The following is a 17041-nucleotide window of genomic DNA, read 5'->3' as shown; positions in this document are numbered from 1 at the left end:
TTTCGAACGATCCCTAAGTCGACCCCCCGTTTTTTCGTTGCATTTCTATATCGGGAAAAGCACCCAAAAAGAACAATCCATCGCAACAAAACACGCCGCCGCTCACACGCTTTCCGTGCGCCCTTTCAAGGGCGCTCGCTGCAAGAGGCGCAAGGCCCTTGCGACGCGAAACCCGACGCATCGGCGGTTGGATTGGGTTCGTTGCGGTGCAGTCCAACGCATCGTTTCGAGGCCATGGGTGGGTTTCAACGATTCCTTCGTTGGCCCTTTTTTTTGAAGTTCTTGAGGAAATATCTGTGAAGAAAATTGCAACTTTTGCCGCTGTCGCCAGCGTGGTCGCCGTGATGTTCGTGCCCGGGCAGGCGAGCGCCGAAAGCGCCGAACTCCGGATCACCGGCACCATCGTGCCGGCCGCTTGCGCGCCCGTCTTCACGGGCGGCGGCGTGGTCGACTACGGCAACATTCCCGCCAGCACGCTGAATCCCACGACCCAGACCACGCTCGCCGACAAGTCGACCCAACTGACGCTGAGCTGCGATGCGCCTGTGCTGTTCGGCTTCAAGGTGATCGACGAACGCGCTGCGACGGCGGTCGCCGCGTTGGAAACCATCCCGGGGTATGCCACGAACGCGAAGTTCGGCCTGGGCGCTGTGGATGGGAAGAACATTGGCGCCTATTCGTTGCAGATCACGAAAGAGACGGCCGATCAAGGCAGCACCAAACACATCAACAGCGTGGACGGCGGAGCCACCTGGTCGGACTTTGCCGGCGGCATGACCGGCGACGGCGGCACGCTCGTTGCGTTCGCCGCCAGTGCCACGGGAACGGTGCCAGGCGCCCACACCGCCATCACGGCCGACATCCGTGTGGTGACCGCCATCGACAAGGGCAGCAACCTGCCGCTGACTCAGAAGATCCCGCTGGATGGCCTGTCGACGTTCGAACTCGTCTACCTGTAAGCAGCGACTGACGAACAGCCCGCCGATCCATTTCCGTTCTTGTTTCTGCTGCCGTCAACGGCAGCGTTTCGGGACCATGGCGGGCGTCAACGAATCCTTCGTTGAAATCTTTTTCTGAAGTTCTCGAGGAAATATCTGTGAAGAAAATTGCAACTCTTGCCGCCGTCGCCAGCATGGTCGCCGTGATGTTCGTGCCCGGCCAGGCGAGCGCCGACAGTGCCGAGCTGCGGATCGCCGGCACCATCGCGCCATCCCCTTGCACGCCCGCTTTCACAGGCGGTGGCGTGGTCGACTACGGCAAGATTCCCGCCAAGTCGCTGAACTCGACGGCCCAGACCACGCTCGCGGACAAGACGATCCAACTGAGCGTGACTTGTGATGCGCCTCTGCTGTTCGGCTTCAAGGTGATCGACGAACGCGCCTCGACCGCAGTCACTTCACTGACAACGATCGCGGGATATGCCCCGAACAAAAAGTTCGGCTTGGGCGCGTCGGATGGCAAGAACATTGGCGCATATTCGTTGGTAGTTGCGAGCCAGACCGCCGATGGCGGAAGCGCGACTTCCATTGGGACCATGAACGGCGGCGTCAACTGGGCGACCCATCCCCCAGGATTCGGCCTGATGGCTGATGGGGGCGAGATCATTTCAACGCGTGTCGACGGGCAGGGGCCGAGTGCTCGCAGGTCTGGCACGGCCGATATCCGCGTGGTGACCGCCATCGACAAGGGAAGCAACCTGCCGCTGACCCACGCGATCCCGCTGGATGGCCTGTCGACGTTCGAACTCGTCTACCTGTAAGCAGCAACTGACGAACAGCGCCCGCCGATCCCTTTCCGCTCTTGTTTCTTCTGCCGTCAAGGGCAGCGTTTCGGGGCCATGGCGGGCGTCAACGAATCCTTCGTTGAAATCTTTTTTGAAGTTCTTGAGGAAATATTCGTGAAGAAAATTGCAACTCTTGCTGCTGTCGCCAGCGTGGCCGCCGTGATGTTCGTGCCCGGCCAGGCGAGCGCCGACAGTGCGGAGCTCCGCATCGCCGGCACCATCACGCCATCCCCTTGCACGCCCGTTTTCACAGGCGGTGGCGTGGTCGACTACGGCAAGATTCCCGCCAGCTCGCTGAACCCGACGGCCCAGACCACGCTCGCGGAAAAGACGATCCAACTGAGCATCACCTGCGGTGCACCCCTGCGGTTCGGCTTCAAGGTGATCGACGAACGCGCTGCGAGCGCGGTCACTTCGCTTGAAACGATCCCGGGGGCCACCCCGAACATGAAGTTCGGCTTGGGCACTTCGGATGGCAAGAAAATTGGCGCATATTCGTTGCAAGTTACGGGTCAGACCGCCAATGGTGGGGGCTACGCGGCTGTCCTTGTGAGCAGGACCAGCGGGCACGATTGGAATTTCCTTGTTAACCAAGAGGGCCTGTCAAGTGCCGAGGGCAGACTTATTTCATTCAGTAGCACCCCTATAAATTGGCCGAGTGCTAACGAGTCTGTCACGGCCGATATCCGTGTGACGACCGCCATCGACCAGGGCAGCAACCTGCCGTTGACCCACGCGATCCCGCTGGATGGCCTGTCGACCTTCGAACTCATCTACCTGTAAGCAGCGGCTGACGAACAGCCCGCTCGTCCATTTCCAGTCTCGATTCTTCCGCCGTCAAAGGCCGCGTTTCGAGACCATGGACGGGCTTCAACCACTCTTTCGAAGTTCTTGAGGAAATATTTGTGAAGAAAATTGCAACCCTTGCCGCCGTCGCCAGCGTGGTCGCCGTGATGTTCGTCCCCGGCCAGGCGAGCGCCGAAAGCGCCGAACTCCGGATCGCCGGCACGATCACGCCGACTGCTTGCACGCCCGTTTTCACAGGCGGTGGCGTGGTCGACTACGGCAAGATTCCCGCCAAGTCGCTGAACCCGACGGCTCAGACCAATCTCCCGGAGAAATCGATCCAACTTGGCATGACCTGCGATGCGCCTGTGCTGTTCGGCTTCAAGACGATCGACGAACGCGCAGGAACCGCGGTCACTTCGCTTCAAACGGGTGTGGGGGAGCCGGAAACGAAGTTCGGCTTGGGCACTTCGGATGGCCAGAAGATTGGCGCCTATTCGATGCAGATTGTGAGGGCGACCGCCGATGGAAGACCCGCGCTAACCCTTTTTAGCGAGAACGGCGGCACCTACTGGGGAGCCCTCAACACTGGCGGCCTGATGGCTGATGGGGGCAGACTCATCGCATTCGTTAACGACGGGGGAGCGTCGAGGCCGAACGCTCACAAGTCTGTCACGACGGACATCCGTGTGACGACTGTCATCGACAAGGGCAGCAACCTGCCGCTGACCCACGCGATCCCGCTGGATGGCCTGTCGACCTTCGAGCTCGTCTACCTGTAAGCCACACGGCTGTATCGGGCGGGCCTTCCGCCCGATACAGGGGTGTGCCGGGCAGGGCGCTTGGCGCAACCCTTTCCAGGACATCCCGTTCTCGAGCCCGCTGCGGCATTGAGGACCCTCCGGCATCGCGTCCGGACCGATCGGGATCGACGCGGTGCCACTGCCTGGCGCCACGGCTGGCGAACAGCCCGTCGATCCATCCCCATTTTGATTCTTCTCGAAAGCGTTCCTTTCGAGACGGCGGACGCGCTCGTCCGACCACAGGAAAGAGAACCGTGAACTTCATCCCCGCCAGATTTGTTTTCGCACTGTCCGCCTCGGCCGCATGGATCGCGGGCCTGGCCCCGCTGCCGCTGCATGCCGCGGGCATGCTGCCGGAGACCTCGGTCGTCATCGTCAACGAGAGCGATGGCGAAGCCAGCATCAACGTCAAGAACACGGACGCCAAGCCGGCGCTCATGTTCACGTCGCTGACGGGCATTCCCGGGGACGACGAAACCCTGCTGATCGTGACCCCGCCGGTCGCCCGGGTCGAGCCCGGCGAAACGCAGCTCGTGCGCTTTCTCTTGCAAACCGGGCAGCCGCTGAAGACGCAACGCCTGCGGCGCGTGATCTTCGAAGGCATCCCGCCGAAGAACACGGAACCGGGCCTGCGCGTGACCATGAACGTTCGTCAGAACCTGCCGGTGCTGATCCACCCCAAGGGCCTGGCGAAGGACGACCAGCCATGGAAGCGGCTGAAATGGTCGGCTGGGAGCGGCACGCTGCGCGTCGTGAATGACAGCCCGTACGTGGTGCGCATGGCTGCCGCGGTCCAGTTGCTGCCGTCGACCGTGACGGTCGAATTGCCGCGCCCCTATGTGCTGCCCGGTGAGAAGGTGGAAGTGCCCCTGCCGGCCGCGGCCCAGGACGCCGCCACCGTGCGGATGGCGCCTGCGACGGTGTACGGCTTCTCCGTGCCCAGCTACGACGTCAGGCTCGCCGCGCACTGACGATGGCTGCGCAGTCTTTCCGCAGCGCGGCCCCGGCGGCCGCCCGCCGGCCGCACGGCCGCGCCTTTCGCCGCATCCAGCGCCGCTCGCCGGTCGCTGCGGCCGCCATGGGCGGGCGCACGAAAGGCGCTTCGGTCGGCCTGCCGGCGATGCTCTGCGTGCTGCTGGCTTCTCCGTCGGCCTTTGCCCTGGCCGGCGAGGAGCGCGCCGATGTCATCGAGCAGTTCATCAAGGAAAAACAGGGCGCCGGCTTCGACCTGGACGTGCTCAAGCAGCGCGGCATCGACCCGAAACTGGCGGACTACTTCCGGCACGAAGCCCGCTTTCGCGCCGGGACGAGCGTGGTGACACTGTTCGTCAACGACGAGCGCCGCGGGTTGGTGCCTGCCACCTTCGATGCGCAGGGCCGCTTGTGCTTCGACGAGACGCTGCTGGACAAGGCCGGCCTCGTCGCAAGCCGTGAGGCGGATGACGCGCCGAAGAAGGGCGACGCGGCTGCGAACGCGGCAGCCTGCGATGAATTCCAGCGCCGGTTTCCCAGCACGATCGTCGAGCTGCGCCCCGGCAGGGACGAGGTCCGCCTCATCGTGCCGACCGACGCGTTCCGGGCCCGCGAGCGGGCCGACACCTTCAGCAGCGGCGGCGTCGCCGGCCTGCTGAACTACGACCTGCTGACGATGGACAGCCGCCATGCCGGTGGCACCAGCAGCTTCCATTCGCTGGGCACCGAGGCCGGCCTGAACGTCGGCGACTGGATTTTCCGCAGCCGCCAGAGCTACACCTCGAACAACGGCAAGGAAAAGCTGCAGCACCTGTATGCCTACGGCCAGAAGACGCTGACCGGCCTGGGCTCGACGGTGCAGGGCGGCCAGATCACCATCGCCAGCTCGATCTTCCCGGGCGATCCGATCCTGGGCGTGCAGATCGTCCCGGAGGAGGCCCTGCGCACCGACGCACGCGACAACGGCGCCGTGGTCGAAGGCATCGCCCACACGCAGGCCCGCGTCGAGGTGCGGCAGAACCAGGCGCTCATCTACTCGACGGTCGTCCCGCCGGGGCCGTTTTCGCTGACGGGCCTGCCGCTGCTCAGCGGCGCGAGCGACCTGGAAGTCACGGTCATCGAGGCCGACGGCTCGCGCCGGCCGTTCACCGTGCCAGCGGCCGCCCTGGGCGCGACCGCGCTTCGCACCACGGCGGGCTATTCGTTCGCGGTCGGCCGCTACCGCCCGTACGGCCACGGTGAGCGCCAAGACAAGCCCTGGGTGGCGACAGGCACCGGCACCTGGGCCCTGGACAAGCGCACGCACCTGACGGCGGGTGCCATGGCGGCCTCGCGCTACCAGGCAGCGGCATGGGCCGTGAATCGCATGGTGGTGCCGGGCACGATGGCGGGGTTTCGCCAGGCCGTGTCCAACGCCTCGGGGGAAGGCGTGCGCGGCACGCAGGTCGATGCCTCGGTGAGCAGCGTGATCTCGCCTGCGTTGTCTGCGTCGATGAGCGCCACGCAGCAGACCCGGGGCTACCGCGCCCTGGCGGACACGATCAACCCGAACCTGTTCGACACCGCCTGGACGCGCCAGCGCTACAAGGGCCAGTACACGGGCTCGGTCGGCTGGACCCACGCGAGCCTTGGCGGTTTCCGGCTGGCCTATTCGGCCTCCTCGAGCTTCGACGGACGCCACATCCAGCGCGTGATCGGCTCGTGGGTGAAGTCGTTTCCGCACGCCACGGTATCGCTCAACGTGGAACGCAGCACCGGCGACCTGGGGCGCTTCGACAACCGGCATGCGGCCTATGTCACGGTGAGCATTCCGCTGGGCTCGAAGACGGTCAAGACGTACGTCAACCGCTACGACGACCGGACCCGCGCCGGCGTCACGCTCAACGAGCGCATCAACGACACGACGAGCTACCAGGTCTCGGCCGAGCGGGACAGCCGCGACGGGCGCAACGACTTCGCGGGGCGCCTGAGCCTGCTGCCGCGCTACACGCAGGCCAACCTGGGCTTCTCGCGCAACGGCGCGAGCACCACCTACAGCGGGCAACTGCAGGGCGGCATCGTCGCCCACAAGGACGGCGTCACGTTCTCGCCGTACCCCGTGCAGGACACCTTCGGCATCGTCTCGGTGGGGGGCGTGTCCGGCGTCCGCATCGGCACGCCGCAAGGCCCGGTGTGGACCGACGCCTGGGGGCGCGCGGTGGCCCCGCAGCTGTTCCCGTACCACACGAGCCGGCTGGAGGTCGCGACCCGGTCGCTGCCCCGCAACGTCGACCTGGTGAACGGCTACCAGGAACTCGATGCGGGCCGCGGGTCGGTGAACCACATCCGCTTCGGCGTGGTCAACGCCCGCCGGGTGCTGCTGAAAGCCGTCGGTCCCGCGGGGCAGGCGCTCGAGAAGGGCGGGGCGGTGGTCGACGGCGACAACCAGTACGTCACCTCGGTCGTCGACGGCGGGCAGGTCTTTCTGCCCGACGTGCGCGATGGCGCGAACCTGCGGGTCACGCTGTCGAACGGCGGCAGCTGCAGGCTCGCGTTTTCGCTGCCGGACAAGCCGGACGCCTCCGCCTACTTTGAATCGGCCGATGCCACCTGCACGGCCATGGAAGCACACGAATGATCACGATGAAAAACCTGCGCCGGGACAGCGCGTTGTTCAGCATGGTGCTTGCCGCGCTTTTCGCCCTGGCGGGAACGCCGGCGCATGCACAGGCCTCGGGGCGCTGCGATGCGCAACTGAGCGAGTCGCTCGTCGACTATGGACGGATGACCCGCGCACAGCTGCTGGAGCGCCAGCCCGACCCCGCCCGCGCCTCGCTGGGCAAGCGCCTCGTGACGCTCACGGCGGTGTGCGCCGAACGCACGGCGATGGCGCTGTCGTTCCAGGGCGCGGCGGCGGACGACACGGGGTTCCGGTTTGCCGCGAACGACCGCTTCACCCTGCGGATCGTGCAGGCGCAGCTCGACGGCAAGCCGGTTCGCCTGGCCGCGTCGCAGGCGGACGCCACGAACTCGGCCCCTTCGTCGCTGCTTCGGCCCGGGGACCGGATGTCGCCCATGGACGGCGCAAGCCTGGCCCAGGGCCAACGCCTGACGGTGCAGCTCGAGATCGAGCCCTTCGTGGGCGCTGGCGCCACGCGCGTCGCGGCCGAAAGCACCTGGGAAGGCGCGGGGCGTTTCGAAGTTTTGCGCCGCTAGCCCGTCATCTGGCGCACAGGCCACCCGGTCGACTCGCCCACAAGGCGATTCGACATCCGATCCATCCATCCACCTCTGGAGTGATCCTTGAAGCAGAGTCATTGCACCCTCCACACCGCCACCCCCTCCACGCTGCGGCTGCCCCTCACGGGGGGCGAGACCGCGTGCGCCACCATCGCGGTGATCGACCCGGAACTGCGGCCCCGACAGCAGATGGGGCGGGCCATCCGCAGGCTCGGCCATTGGCCGCTGGTCTTCACCAGCGCACTGGAATTGATGCAGGCGTGCCGCTACCTCCAGCTTCGCTTCGACGCCGTGGTCGTGGCCTGCCCGGTGGACGCCGGCGCGGCGGGCGCACTGATCGCCCAGGTGCGGGAGCAGGTGGGCCCGGAGTGCCCGCTGGTCCTGAGCGGCGGCAAGCGCGGTCTGCGCGAACTGGCGGTCCTGCATGCACGCGAATCCGACCACGTGGAGGTGACACCGTCTTCGTTCGAAGAGGCGTACCTCCTGATGCGGTGCTTCCTGCAGTGGCGCCGGGCACAGGTGGCGGGCCAGTTCGTCGAGTGGGGTGCGTTCCGCTTCGACCTGTCCGCGGACAGCGCTCTGGTGGCCGGCATCCGGGTCGAATTGACGCCCAATGAGTTCGACCTGGCCATCGTGCTGTTCAGGAACGTCGATCAGATCCTGACCCACCACGCACTGCGCGCGCTGGTCTGGGACAGTGGCCATCGTTGCGGCTCCGGGGTGCTTTCCACGAACGTGTGCGGCCTGCGCCGCAAGCTCGGCCTGGGCGCCGGACGCCATGGGCTGGAGCTGCAGACCGTTCCGGGGCAGGGCTACCGGTTGAGCACCGCGGCCAGCGCGCCGGGAGAGAACAGGAGCAGGCAGCGGGAACCCGCCCGAAGGGCAGGGGAACGCGCGTGGGGGAGCGCAGCCGCTGCGCCGGGTTCGCCCGCCTGAGCGAAAGGCAATCAGCCTAGGCGCTCGCGGGGGCGGCAACTTCCGCCGCATCGGGCCGCGCCAGCCCCGACGCCACCGCCGCCAGGATGCCGCGCAGCCAGCGGTGCGCCGGCTCGTGCTGCGAGCGGTCGTGCCACAGCTGGTAGAAGCGCATGCGCGGAAAGCCCTGCGGCGCGGGCACCGCCACCAGCGGCAGCGTGTGCACGAACTGCATCGCGAAATGGCGCGCGGTGGTGAAGACCAGGTCGGTGCCCACCAGCAGGTGCGGCGCCACGGTGAAGTAGGGCACGGCAATGCAGGCCTCCCGCGTCTGGCGCAAGGTGGCCAGGTGCGTCTCGACCACCCCGCGCTGCGACGCCGCATACGGCGTGGGCACCACGTGGCGCGCCGCGATGTAGCGCTCCATCGTCATGGCGCCCTTGGCGGCCAGCGGGTTGTTCTTGCCCATGAGGCACATCAGGTCGTCCTCGAGCAGCAGCGACAGGTGCAGCCGGTCGGGTGGCTGCGGCCAGTTGCCGATGACGATGTCGAGCTCGCCCTGGGCCAGCGCGCGCTCGTAGTCGTAGGTGACGCTCAGCGGGTGCACCACCAGCCGCGCATGCGGCGCCTCGGCGCGGAACCGCGTGGTCACGTCGGCCAGGAAGCTCATCGCCAGGTAGTCGGGCAGCGCGAGGTGGAAGGTCATCGCGCTGGAGGCGGGCTCGAACTGCTCGGGGCCCGAGAGCATGCGGTCGATTTCGAGCAGCGCGCCGCGTGCGCGGTCGCGCAGCTGCAGCGCCCGCTCGGTGGGCACCATGCCGCTGCGCTCGCGCACCAGGATGGGGTCGGCGAACACCTCGCGCAGCCGGCGCAGGGCGGTGCTGATGGCGGGCTGGGTCTGGTTCATACGCACGGCGACCCGGGAGACGCTGCGTTCGGCCACCAGGGCGACCAGCACGCGCAGCAGGTAGGTGTCGACGGGGGCGTGGGAGCGTGACATGGCGGCAGGGCGGAGAAAAGAGGCGTTGCCGGCGGCAGCACCATCATGGCAAACCGTTATGCCGCACATTCTAGAGAGCGTGATCCGGGGCCGCGATATCTGCCTACAGTTCGCCACCAGCGGGAACGGCAGCCGCAAGCGGACCCACAGAAGGTCCCAGGCGGCGCGTCCCGTCCACACCTAGAAATGGAGACAACCATGAGCATGGACGCCACGATGGCGCCAGTCCGGGAACACACCGCCACGGCGGAACTGGACGGCATCTACCGCAAGATCATCTTTCGCCTGATTCCCTTCCTGATGCTGCTGTGGGTGCTGGCCTGGATCGACCGGGTCAACATCGGCTTCATCAAGCTGACGATGCTGGACGACCTGAAGTGGAGCGAGGCGGCCTACGGGCTGGGCGCGGGGATCTTCTTCCTGGGCTACTTCTTCTTCGAGGTGCCCAGCAACCTGCTGCTGCAGAAGATCGGCGCCAAGAAGACCATCATGCGCATCACGATCGGCTGGGGCCTGACCTCGATCGCCACGATGTTCGTGAAGAGCACCGAGATGTTCTACCTGCTGCGCTTCCTGCTGGGCGTGTTCGAGGCGGGCTTCTACCCCGGCATCATCCTGTACCTGACCCACTGGTTCCCCGACAGCCGGCGCGCCAAGGCCTTCGGCATGTTCATGTCGGCCTCGGCCTTCGCGGGCGTGATCGGCGGGCCGCTGGCCGGCACCATCATGAACAACATGCATGGCGTGAACGGCTGGGCCGGCTGGCAGTGGGTGCTGCTGCTCGAGGGCATTCCCTCGGTGCTGGCCGGCATCGCCACCTACTTCTACCTGACCGACCGCCCCGAGCAGGCCCACTGGCTCACGGCGCGTGAACGCCAGCTGGTGCACGACGACCTGGAACGCGACCGCAAGACGCTGGGCCACCGCGAGCACAGCATGCTGGCCTCGCTGAAGAACGGCAAGTTCTGGCTGCTGATCCTGATCTTCTTCTGCATCATCGCGGCGAACTCGTCGCTCACCTTCTACGGCCCGACGCTGGTGAAAGAGATCGGCTTCACCAACCCGCTGACCGTGGGCTGGATCATGGCCGGCGCCTACCTGTGCGGCGCGGCCGGCATGATCTGGAACGGCTTCCACTCCGACCGCCACCAGGAGTCGCGCTACCACTGCGCGCTGGCCGCGGCGCTGGGTTCGGGTGCGTTGCTGGTGGTGGCATTGTTCCTGCGCCAGAGCCCGGCTCTGGTGCTGGCGGGCCTCACGCTGGCCATCGTCGGTACCATGAGCGCGATCCCCGTGTTCTGGCAGATGCCCAACCGCTTCCTGGCCGGCACCGCGGCCGCCGGCGGCGTGGCGCTGATCAACTCGATCGCCAACCTCGCGGGCTTCGGCGCGCCGTGGATGCTGGGCCTCATCAAGACCGCCACCGGCAGCCTGGCGCCGGGCCTGTATGTGGTCGCGGCGGTCGAAATCTGCGCCACCGTGCTGATCCTGCTGTTCGTGCCGCGCCTGCACAAGACGCCCGCGCGCTGATTCCTTTCCACCCCTTCGTCCGACTGTCTGAATACAAAGGAGATGCTCTCCATGCCTTCCCACGCCCATCGTTTCGATCTCCAGGCGCTCAACGCCATGGACTGCGACGCGTTCGTCGCCGCACTCGGGCCGACTTTCGAGAATTCGCCCTGGGTCGCACGCTCGGCCTGGTCGCTGCGGCCTTTCGCCACCATCGACGCGCTGCACGAAGCCATGCTCGACGTGGTGCGCCGCGCACCCGACGCCCAGCAGCTGGCGTTCCTCTGCGGCCACCCCGAGCTGGCGGGCCGCGAAGCCCAGTCCGGCACGATGACTGCCGAGTCGGTCGGCGAGCAGGGCAGTGCGGGCCTGAATGCGCTGAGCCGCGAAGAGATGGCCGAGATCCAGCGGCTGAACCGCGTGTACCGCGAGCGGCACGGCTTTCCTTTCATCATCGCGGTGCGGCGCAGCACCAAGGGCCAGATCTTCGAGGCGCTGCGCAGCCGCGCCGCCGAGTCCACCGAAGCCGAGCGCCGCGCGGCGCTGACGCAGATCGGCCTCATCACCCGCGGGCGCATCGACACGCTGCTGGGTGCGTCCACTTCCCAAGGAGCGGTCCATGCCTGAGAAAGAAATTTCCCTGCCCGCACGCCGTCGCTTCGCGCTGTCGGGCCTCGCGCTCGGCGCCGCAGCCCTGGCGCCCCACGGTGCTGTTGCACAAACAACGGCCGCACCCGCCGGCCCGGCCCAGGCCAGCGGCCCGATCGTGCTGCACGGCGTGAGCCCGCGCCTGACCGTGCATGCGCTCGACACCTTCCACGGCGCCGCGGCGACCGGCCTGCGCATTGATCTCTCGGTGCGCGAGGGCGACGGCTTCAAGCTGCTGCGCACCGTGACCATGAACGGCAACGGCCGCTCCGACGAGCCGCTGCTGGTCGGCGACAGCTACCGCGCCGGCGACTACGAGCTGCTGCTGCACGTGGATGAGTACTTTGCGCGCAAGCAGTCGCGCCTGCCCACGCCGCCGTTCCTGTCGAAGCTGCCGGTGCGCATCCGCGTGGCCAACGTGGCCGAGCGCATCCACCTGCCGATCCAGTTCGGCCCGTGGAGCTACACCTACTCGCGCGGCAGCTGACCAAGCAGGCCCCGTTCGTTCCCATCGTCTGCAAGGAGTTTTCTTCGTATGACCGGCATCACCACCCACGTGCTCGACATCACCACCGGCCGCCCGCTCGTCGGGCTGAAGGTCGACCTCTACGACGTGGCGACCACGCCGCCCACACGCCTGAACAGCACGCGCACCAACGCCGACGGCCGAACCGACGCGCCCATGCTGGCCGCCGCCTCCGCGCGCACCGGACAGTTCGAGCTGCAGTTCCATGTCGGGGATCACTTCAAGGCGGCCGATGCGCTGTCCGACGTGGTGCCCGTGCGCTTCGCCATCGCCGACGCCGCTCAGCACTACCACGTGCCGATGCTGTGCGCCCCCTGGTTTTTTTCCACCTATCGCGGCAGCTGACCGCGGGAGCTTTTCCTGAATGACAACTTCCCATGACCCCCACGCAGGCGCGTACCTGCTCGACTCCATCCGCCTCGCCATGGGCAACATCCGCGAGCGCAAGACCTGGCCCTTCGGCGCGGTGATTGCGCGCGACGGCAAGGTCATCGCCACCGCGGTCAACGAAGTGGACGCCCTGTGCGACCCCTCGGCCCACGCCGAGATGCAGGCCGTGCGCGCCGCCGCCAAGGCCCTGAAGAGCACCGACCTGTCGGGCTGCACCGTGTACGCCAGCGGCTACCCCTGCTCGATGTGCCTGACGGCGATGTACCTGTCGGGCGTGAAGGAGGTGTTCTACGCCTACTCGAACGAAGACGGCGAGCCCTTCGACCTGTCGGCCGCGCGCGGCTACGTCGAGATCGCCCGGCCGCTGGAGCAGCGCGAGATGAAGCTGCATTCGCTGCCGGTGCGCGATGAGGCCGATGAGGACTTGTACGAAGCGTGGCGCAAGGTGGCGCAGCCGGCGGGTTGAGCCAGAGACAGCGCTGCGCCCGAGCCTGCCGGGCCGATGCTGCGTGCCATACTGCCCGCGTGTTCACGTGGCGCAGCAGCCATCGAGGAGAGAGACGCACATGGTCCAGCAGGCCAAGCGCAGCGCAACCACCGTCGGGGCCATCCTCGCCTCGGCGCGACAGCTGTTCATCGAGCGGGGGTTCGCGGCCGTCAGCATCGACGACATCGCGGCCGGTGCAGGGATCGCCAAGGGCGGCCTGTATCACCACTTTCGCGCCAAGCACGACGTCTTCGAGGCGGTGCTCGATGCGGTGCAGGCCGAGCTGGCGGCGGAACTCGGCACGCGCATCCAGCGCATCGAAGGGCATCGCTCGCCCCACACCATCGCGACCAACCTGCGCATCTACCTCGAAGCGGCCACGCAAGAAGGCCTGCGCCAGCTGATCCTGGTCGACGGGCCCGTGGTGCTCGGCTGGGAGCGCTGGCGCGGCATCGACGACCGTCACTTCATGGACTCGATCCGCACCGGGCTGGTGGCGATCATGCCGGCGGGCACGCCGCCCGAAGAGATCGAGGCCGCCACGCGGCTCATCGCCGGCGCGGTGGCCGAAGCGGCGCTGGCCTGCGGGGCGGCGCAAGACCCGATGGCCGCCGTGCAGCTGCACTGCCGGTTGCTCGAAACCATGCTGTGCGGGCTGCAGCAACACGGGTCGGGTTCGCACCCGGATTGACAAACCGACTTTGAGTCGGTAAATTTTCTCCATCGCATCCGATGGAGACAGACATGGCGTTTCCTGGCAAGACCGATCCCGCCGACCCCGCCCTGGGGACCGAAGCGTTGTTCGCGCGTTACCACGTCGGATGGGAAACACGCGACCCCGACCGCATCGCGTCGCTGCATTCCGAAGACACGAGCTACTGGCTGCACGACGGCTCCGCGCCGGTGCGCGGGCGCGAGGCGCTGCGCCAGTACTGCGTCGGCGTGTTCGCCCGCTACCCCTTCAGCTTCGAGCTGCGGCGCAGCCTGTTCGGCGCGCGGCACTGGGTGCTGGAGTGGGTGATGGTGTTGCCGCTGAAGGACACGGCAGGGCAGCCGTTCACCGCGCGCGTCGAGATGCTCGACGTGGTCGACGTCAACGACGCCGGCGAGGTGACGCGCAAGGACGTCTACATGAACGGCGCCCAGTCGCAGGCCGCCTTTGCGCGCGCGGGCATCGCGCCCGGCCAGCAGTAGCCGTCTCGTTCTCGAACATCGCTCCCGCCTCCGGCACGCCGGAAGCGGGCAGGGCGCAGCCACGCCCAACGACCGGTTACCACCCACCAGGAGCACGCCATGCACACCCGCCCGCATCACACGTTCTGGCCCCGGCGCCTGCCCCGCGCCTTGCACGCGGCGCGCACGCCGCTGTGGGACAACCTCGCGGTCAATGCCCGCCGCTTTCCCGACAAGGCGGCGCTCATCTTCATGGGCCGCACGATGAGCTACGCGCAGCTGTGGGCCGCCGTCGAGCGCCTGTCGGCCGGCCTGCATGCGCTGGGCGTGCGCCCCGGCGACCGCGTGCTGCTGGCGATGCAGAACTGCCCGCAGCTGGTGATCGCGCATTTCGCGATCCTGCGCGCCGATGCCGTGGTGGTGCCGGTCAACCCGATGAACCGCGCCGAGGAGTTGAAGCATTTCATCGTCGATCCCGATGCGCAGGTGGCGATCGCGACGGCGGACCTCGCGGTCGAGCTCGCGAAAGCCAACGATGCCTTGCCGCAGGCGCAGCAGCTGCGCCACCTCGTCGTGACCCAGTTCACCGATGCCTTCGACCCGGCCGCGCTGTCGGAACAGGACATGCCGGCAGCCTGGGCGCCATGGCTGCTGCCGCGACGCGAGCTGCCGACGCTGGCCGGTGGCGCGGTGCATGCGTGGTCCGACTGCCTGGCCTGCGAAGCCGCACCGCCCGTGGCCCGCGCCGATGCGGACGCACTGGCCCTGTTGCCCTACACCAGCGGCACGACCGGCCTGCCCAAGGGCTGCATGCTCAGCCACGCGAACGCGATGCACAACGCAATGGCCATCAACGCCTGGGGCAATGTGACGCCACAAAGCATCCACCTCGTGGCCGTGCCGATGTTCCACATCACCGGCATGGTCGGTGTCATGCATGCGGCGATGCAGGTGGGCGCCACGGCCGTGCTGATGCCGCGCTGGGACCGCGAGCTGGCGGGCCGGCTGATCGCCACGCACCAGGTCACGCACTGGGCCAACATCCCGACCATGGTCATCGACCTTCTGGCCAGCCCGAACGTGGCGCGCTTCGACCTGTCGAGCCTGGTGGCCATCGGCGGCGGCGGGGCGGCGATGCCGCAGGCGGTGGCACAGCGGCTGTTCGAGCAGTACGGCCTGCGTTATGTCGAGGCCTATGGCCTCACCGAGACCGCCGCGCCCTCGCACTACAACCCGCCCGACGCACCCAAGCTGCAGTGCCTGGGCATCCCGTTCATGAGCACCGACGCGCGCGTGATCGACCCCGACACGGGCCGCGAGGTCGCGCCGGGAACGCAGGGCGAGATCGTGATCCACGGGCCGCAGGTCTTCGCGGGCTACTGGAAACGCCCGGCGGACACCGAGGCCGCCTTCGTCGAGATCGACGGCAGGCGCTTCTTCCGCTCCGGCGACATGGGGCATGTGGACGGGGAGGGCTACTTCTTTGTGACCGACCGGCTCAAGCGGATGATCAACGCGAGCGGCTTCAAGGTCTGGCCGGCCGAGGTGGAGGCGCTGATGTTCCGCCACCCGGCCATCCAGGAGGCCTGCGTGATCGCGACCCGGGACGCCTACCGCGGCGAATCGGTCAAGGCGCTGGTGGTGCTCAAGCCTGCGCAAGCGCCAGTGAGCGCGCAGGACATCATCGACTGGTGCGCCGCGAACATGGCGGCGTACAAGGCGCCGCGCGTGCTGCAGTTCGTCGACGCGCTGCCCAAGAGCGGCAGTGGCAAGGTGATGTGGCGCGCGCTGCAGGAAGCAGAGGCTGCGTCAACGTGAATCCGACAGGCCCGGGCGAACGATGACCGGCGCATGCTGCGCCATGAGCCCGGCGACCCACTCGATGAACGCGCGCAGCTTGGCGCTCACATGCCGGTTCGGCGCGAACGCCACGTACAGCGGCATCGGATCGAGCTGCCAGTCTTCGAACAACGGCACCAGTTCGCCGTGCGCCCGGTGCGGCGCGGCCATGTAGTCCGGCAGCCAGAGGATGCCCAGGCCCGCCAGCCCCGCTGCGAGGTAGGCATTGCCGTCGTCGACCGAGAGCACGTAGCGGCCCTGCACGTCGATGCGCTCGCCGCCCCGGCGCATGGCGTACGGAAAGGTCTTGCCGTGGCGCGACCACAGGAAGCCGACGATGCGGTGGTGCGTGTCTTCCAGGTCGCGCGGGTGCGTTGGCGTGTCAGCCAGTTCGAGATAGCCCGGCGCCGCGTAGACGCCGAGCTGCAGGTCGCCCACGCGGCGGGCCATGAGTGAGGGGTCGGCGAGCTCGCCGCCGCGCACCACGCAATCGACGTTCTCGCCGATCACATCGACCATGCGATCGCTCACGCCCATGTCGAGCTGGATGTCGGGGTAGCGCGCATGGAAGGCCGGCAGCGCGGGCACCAGGATCATGCGGGCCAGGGGGCTGGGCACATCCACGCGAAGGCGGCCGCGGGGCAGGGCGGCGGCGCCCGACAGGCTGGTCTCGGCATCGTCCAGGTCGGCCAACAGCCGCACCGCACGCTCGTAGTACGCCGCGCCGTCGGCTGTGACGTTCACCTTGCGCGTCGTGCGATTGAGCAGCTTCACACGCAGCCGCGCCTCCAGCTGCTGCACCAACTGCGTCACGCTGGTCTTGCTCATGTGCAGCGTGTCGGCGGCCTTGGTGAAGCTGCCGGCTTCCACCACGCGGGTGAAGGCCTGCATTGCATCGAAACGGTCCATGGGAGGGCTCCTGCGGGACGTGTGCCGTGATTGTTTGGGATCTGCAAACAGTGATTGTTGGCTTTGCCCGTTTATCGATGGC

The 17041-nt window shown here is 67.4% G+C and carries 18 protein-coding genes; 16 read left to right on the top strand and 2 right to left on the bottom strand.

The annotated features are described in order from the left end of the window. Positions 1-158: 158 nt before the first annotated feature. The 8 genes from FFI97_RS07090 (at position 159) to FFI97_RS07055 (ending at position 8499) form a co-directional block, all read left to right on the top strand. Positions 159-959: a DUF1120 domain-containing protein gene (locus tag FFI97_RS07090; protein WP_144004390.1), complete on the top strand. Its 801-nt coding sequence runs from the start codon at positions 159-161 to the stop codon at positions 957-959. Positions 960-1060: 101 nt separating this feature from the next. Further along, positions 1061-1759, top strand: a complete 699-nt coding sequence (locus tag FFI97_RS07085) for a DUF1120 domain-containing protein (RefSeq protein ID WP_185993574.1) — start codon at positions 1061-1063, stop codon at positions 1757-1759. A 78-nt stretch (positions 1760-1837) separates the two neighbouring features. After that, positions 1838-2566 (top strand): DUF1120 domain-containing protein, encoded by a 729-nt coding sequence (locus FFI97_RS07080; RefSeq protein WP_139705984.1) that lies wholly within the window; start codon positions 1838-1840, stop codon positions 2564-2566. A 122-nt stretch (positions 2567-2688) separates the two neighbouring features. After that, positions 2689-3351, top strand: coding sequence for a DUF1120 domain-containing protein (locus FFI97_RS07075; protein ID WP_139705982.1), 663 nt, complete (start codon positions 2689-2691; stop codon positions 3349-3351). Between the two features lie 275 nt (positions 3352-3626). Continuing rightward, positions 3627-4343 carry a fimbria/pilus chaperone family protein gene (locus tag FFI97_RS07070; RefSeq protein WP_260684927.1) on the top strand — a complete coding sequence of 239 codons (717 nt, stop codon included), beginning with the start codon at positions 3627-3629 and terminating at the stop codon, positions 4341-4343. A gap of 2 nt (positions 4344-4345) precedes the next feature. Beyond that, the gene (locus tag FFI97_RS07065; protein ID WP_144004389.1) at positions 4346-6961 is read left to right on the top strand and encodes a fimbria/pilus outer membrane usher protein; all 2616 of its coding nucleotides are present in this window, start codon (positions 4346-4348) and stop codon (positions 6959-6961) included. Then, positions 6958-7539 carry a hypothetical protein gene (locus FFI97_RS07060; RefSeq protein WP_139705979.1) on the top strand — a complete coding sequence of 194 codons (582 nt, stop codon included), beginning with the start codon at positions 6958-6960 and terminating at the stop codon, positions 7537-7539. Before FFI97_RS07065 ends, FFI97_RS07060 begins: the two co-directional genes overlap by 4 nt. An 87-nt stretch (positions 7540-7626) precedes the next feature. After that, positions 7627-8499, top strand: coding sequence for a winged-helix domain-containing protein (locus tag FFI97_RS07055; RefSeq protein ID WP_139705977.1), 873 nt, complete (start codon positions 7627-7629; stop codon positions 8497-8499). Positions 8500-8515: 16 nt separating this feature from the next. On the opposite strand, the gene FFI97_RS07050 is transcribed toward FFI97_RS07055, so the two are convergent. Next, positions 8516-9478 carry a LysR family transcriptional regulator gene (locus tag FFI97_RS07050; protein ID WP_139705975.1) on the bottom strand — a complete coding sequence of 321 codons (963 nt, stop codon included), beginning with the start codon at positions 9476-9478 and terminating at the stop codon, positions 8516-8518. 198 nt (positions 9479-9676) lie between these two features. On the opposite strand from FFI97_RS07050, the gene FFI97_RS07045 reads away from it, so the two are divergent. The 8 genes from FFI97_RS07045 (at position 9677) to FFI97_RS07010 (ending at position 16029) form a co-directional block, all read left to right on the top strand. After that, the gene (locus FFI97_RS07045; RefSeq protein WP_139705973.1) at positions 9677-11008 is read left to right on the top strand and encodes an MFS transporter; all 1332 of its coding nucleotides are present in this window, start codon (positions 9677-9679) and stop codon (positions 11006-11008) included. A 51-nt stretch (positions 11009-11059) separates the two neighbouring features. Next, positions 11060-11614: a 2-oxo-4-hydroxy-4-carboxy-5-ureidoimidazoline decarboxylase gene (gene uraD / locus FFI97_RS07040; RefSeq protein WP_139705971.1), complete on the top strand. Its 555-nt coding sequence runs from the start codon at positions 11060-11062 to the stop codon at positions 11612-11614. After that, positions 11607-12122, top strand: a complete 516-nt coding sequence (locus FFI97_RS07035; RefSeq protein ID WP_139705969.1) for a hydroxyisourate hydrolase — start codon at positions 11607-11609, stop codon at positions 12120-12122. Before uraD ends, FFI97_RS07035 begins: the two co-directional genes overlap by 8 nt. A 48-nt stretch (positions 12123-12170) precedes the next feature. Next, positions 12171-12506, top strand: coding sequence for a hydroxyisourate hydrolase (uraH, locus tag FFI97_RS07030; protein ID WP_062472877.1), 336 nt, complete (start codon positions 12171-12173; stop codon positions 12504-12506). Between the two features lie 19 nt (positions 12507-12525). Next, positions 12526-13017, top strand: coding sequence for a nucleoside deaminase (locus FFI97_RS07025; protein WP_095947648.1), 492 nt, complete (start codon positions 12526-12528; stop codon positions 13015-13017). A 100-nt stretch (positions 13018-13117) separates the two neighbouring features. Next, positions 13118-13729 (top strand): TetR/AcrR family transcriptional regulator, encoded by a 612-nt coding sequence (locus tag FFI97_RS07020; protein ID WP_185993573.1) that lies wholly within the window; start codon positions 13118-13120, stop codon positions 13727-13729. Positions 13730-13782: 53 nt separating this feature from the next. Beyond that, positions 13783-14232 carry a nuclear transport factor 2 family protein gene (locus FFI97_RS07015; RefSeq protein WP_185993572.1) on the top strand — a complete coding sequence of 150 codons (450 nt, stop codon included), beginning with the start codon at positions 13783-13785 and terminating at the stop codon, positions 14230-14232. Between the two features lie 99 nt (positions 14233-14331). Continuing rightward, a complete protein-coding gene (locus FFI97_RS07010) occupies positions 14332-16029 on the top strand; it encodes a long-chain fatty acid--CoA ligase (protein WP_139705964.1) in 1698 nt (565 codons plus the stop codon). On the opposite strand, the gene FFI97_RS07005 is transcribed toward FFI97_RS07010, so the two are convergent. After that, on the bottom strand, positions 16021-16959 hold the full coding sequence (locus FFI97_RS07005; RefSeq protein ID WP_139705962.1) for a LysR family transcriptional regulator: 939 nt from the start codon (positions 16957-16959) through the stop codon (positions 16021-16023). The two genes, FFI97_RS07010 and FFI97_RS07005, sit on opposite strands and share 9 nt — an antisense overlap. Positions 16960-17041 lie beyond the last annotated feature (82 nt).

This window comes from Variovorax sp. KBS0712 (genome assembly GCF_006323185.2).
GTDB lineage: Bacteria > Pseudomonadota > Gammaproteobacteria > Burkholderiales > Burkholderiaceae_C > Variovorax > Variovorax boronicumulans.
Note: the sequence above shows the minus strand (reverse complement) of the source record. Positions and strands in the feature narration are given on the sequence as shown.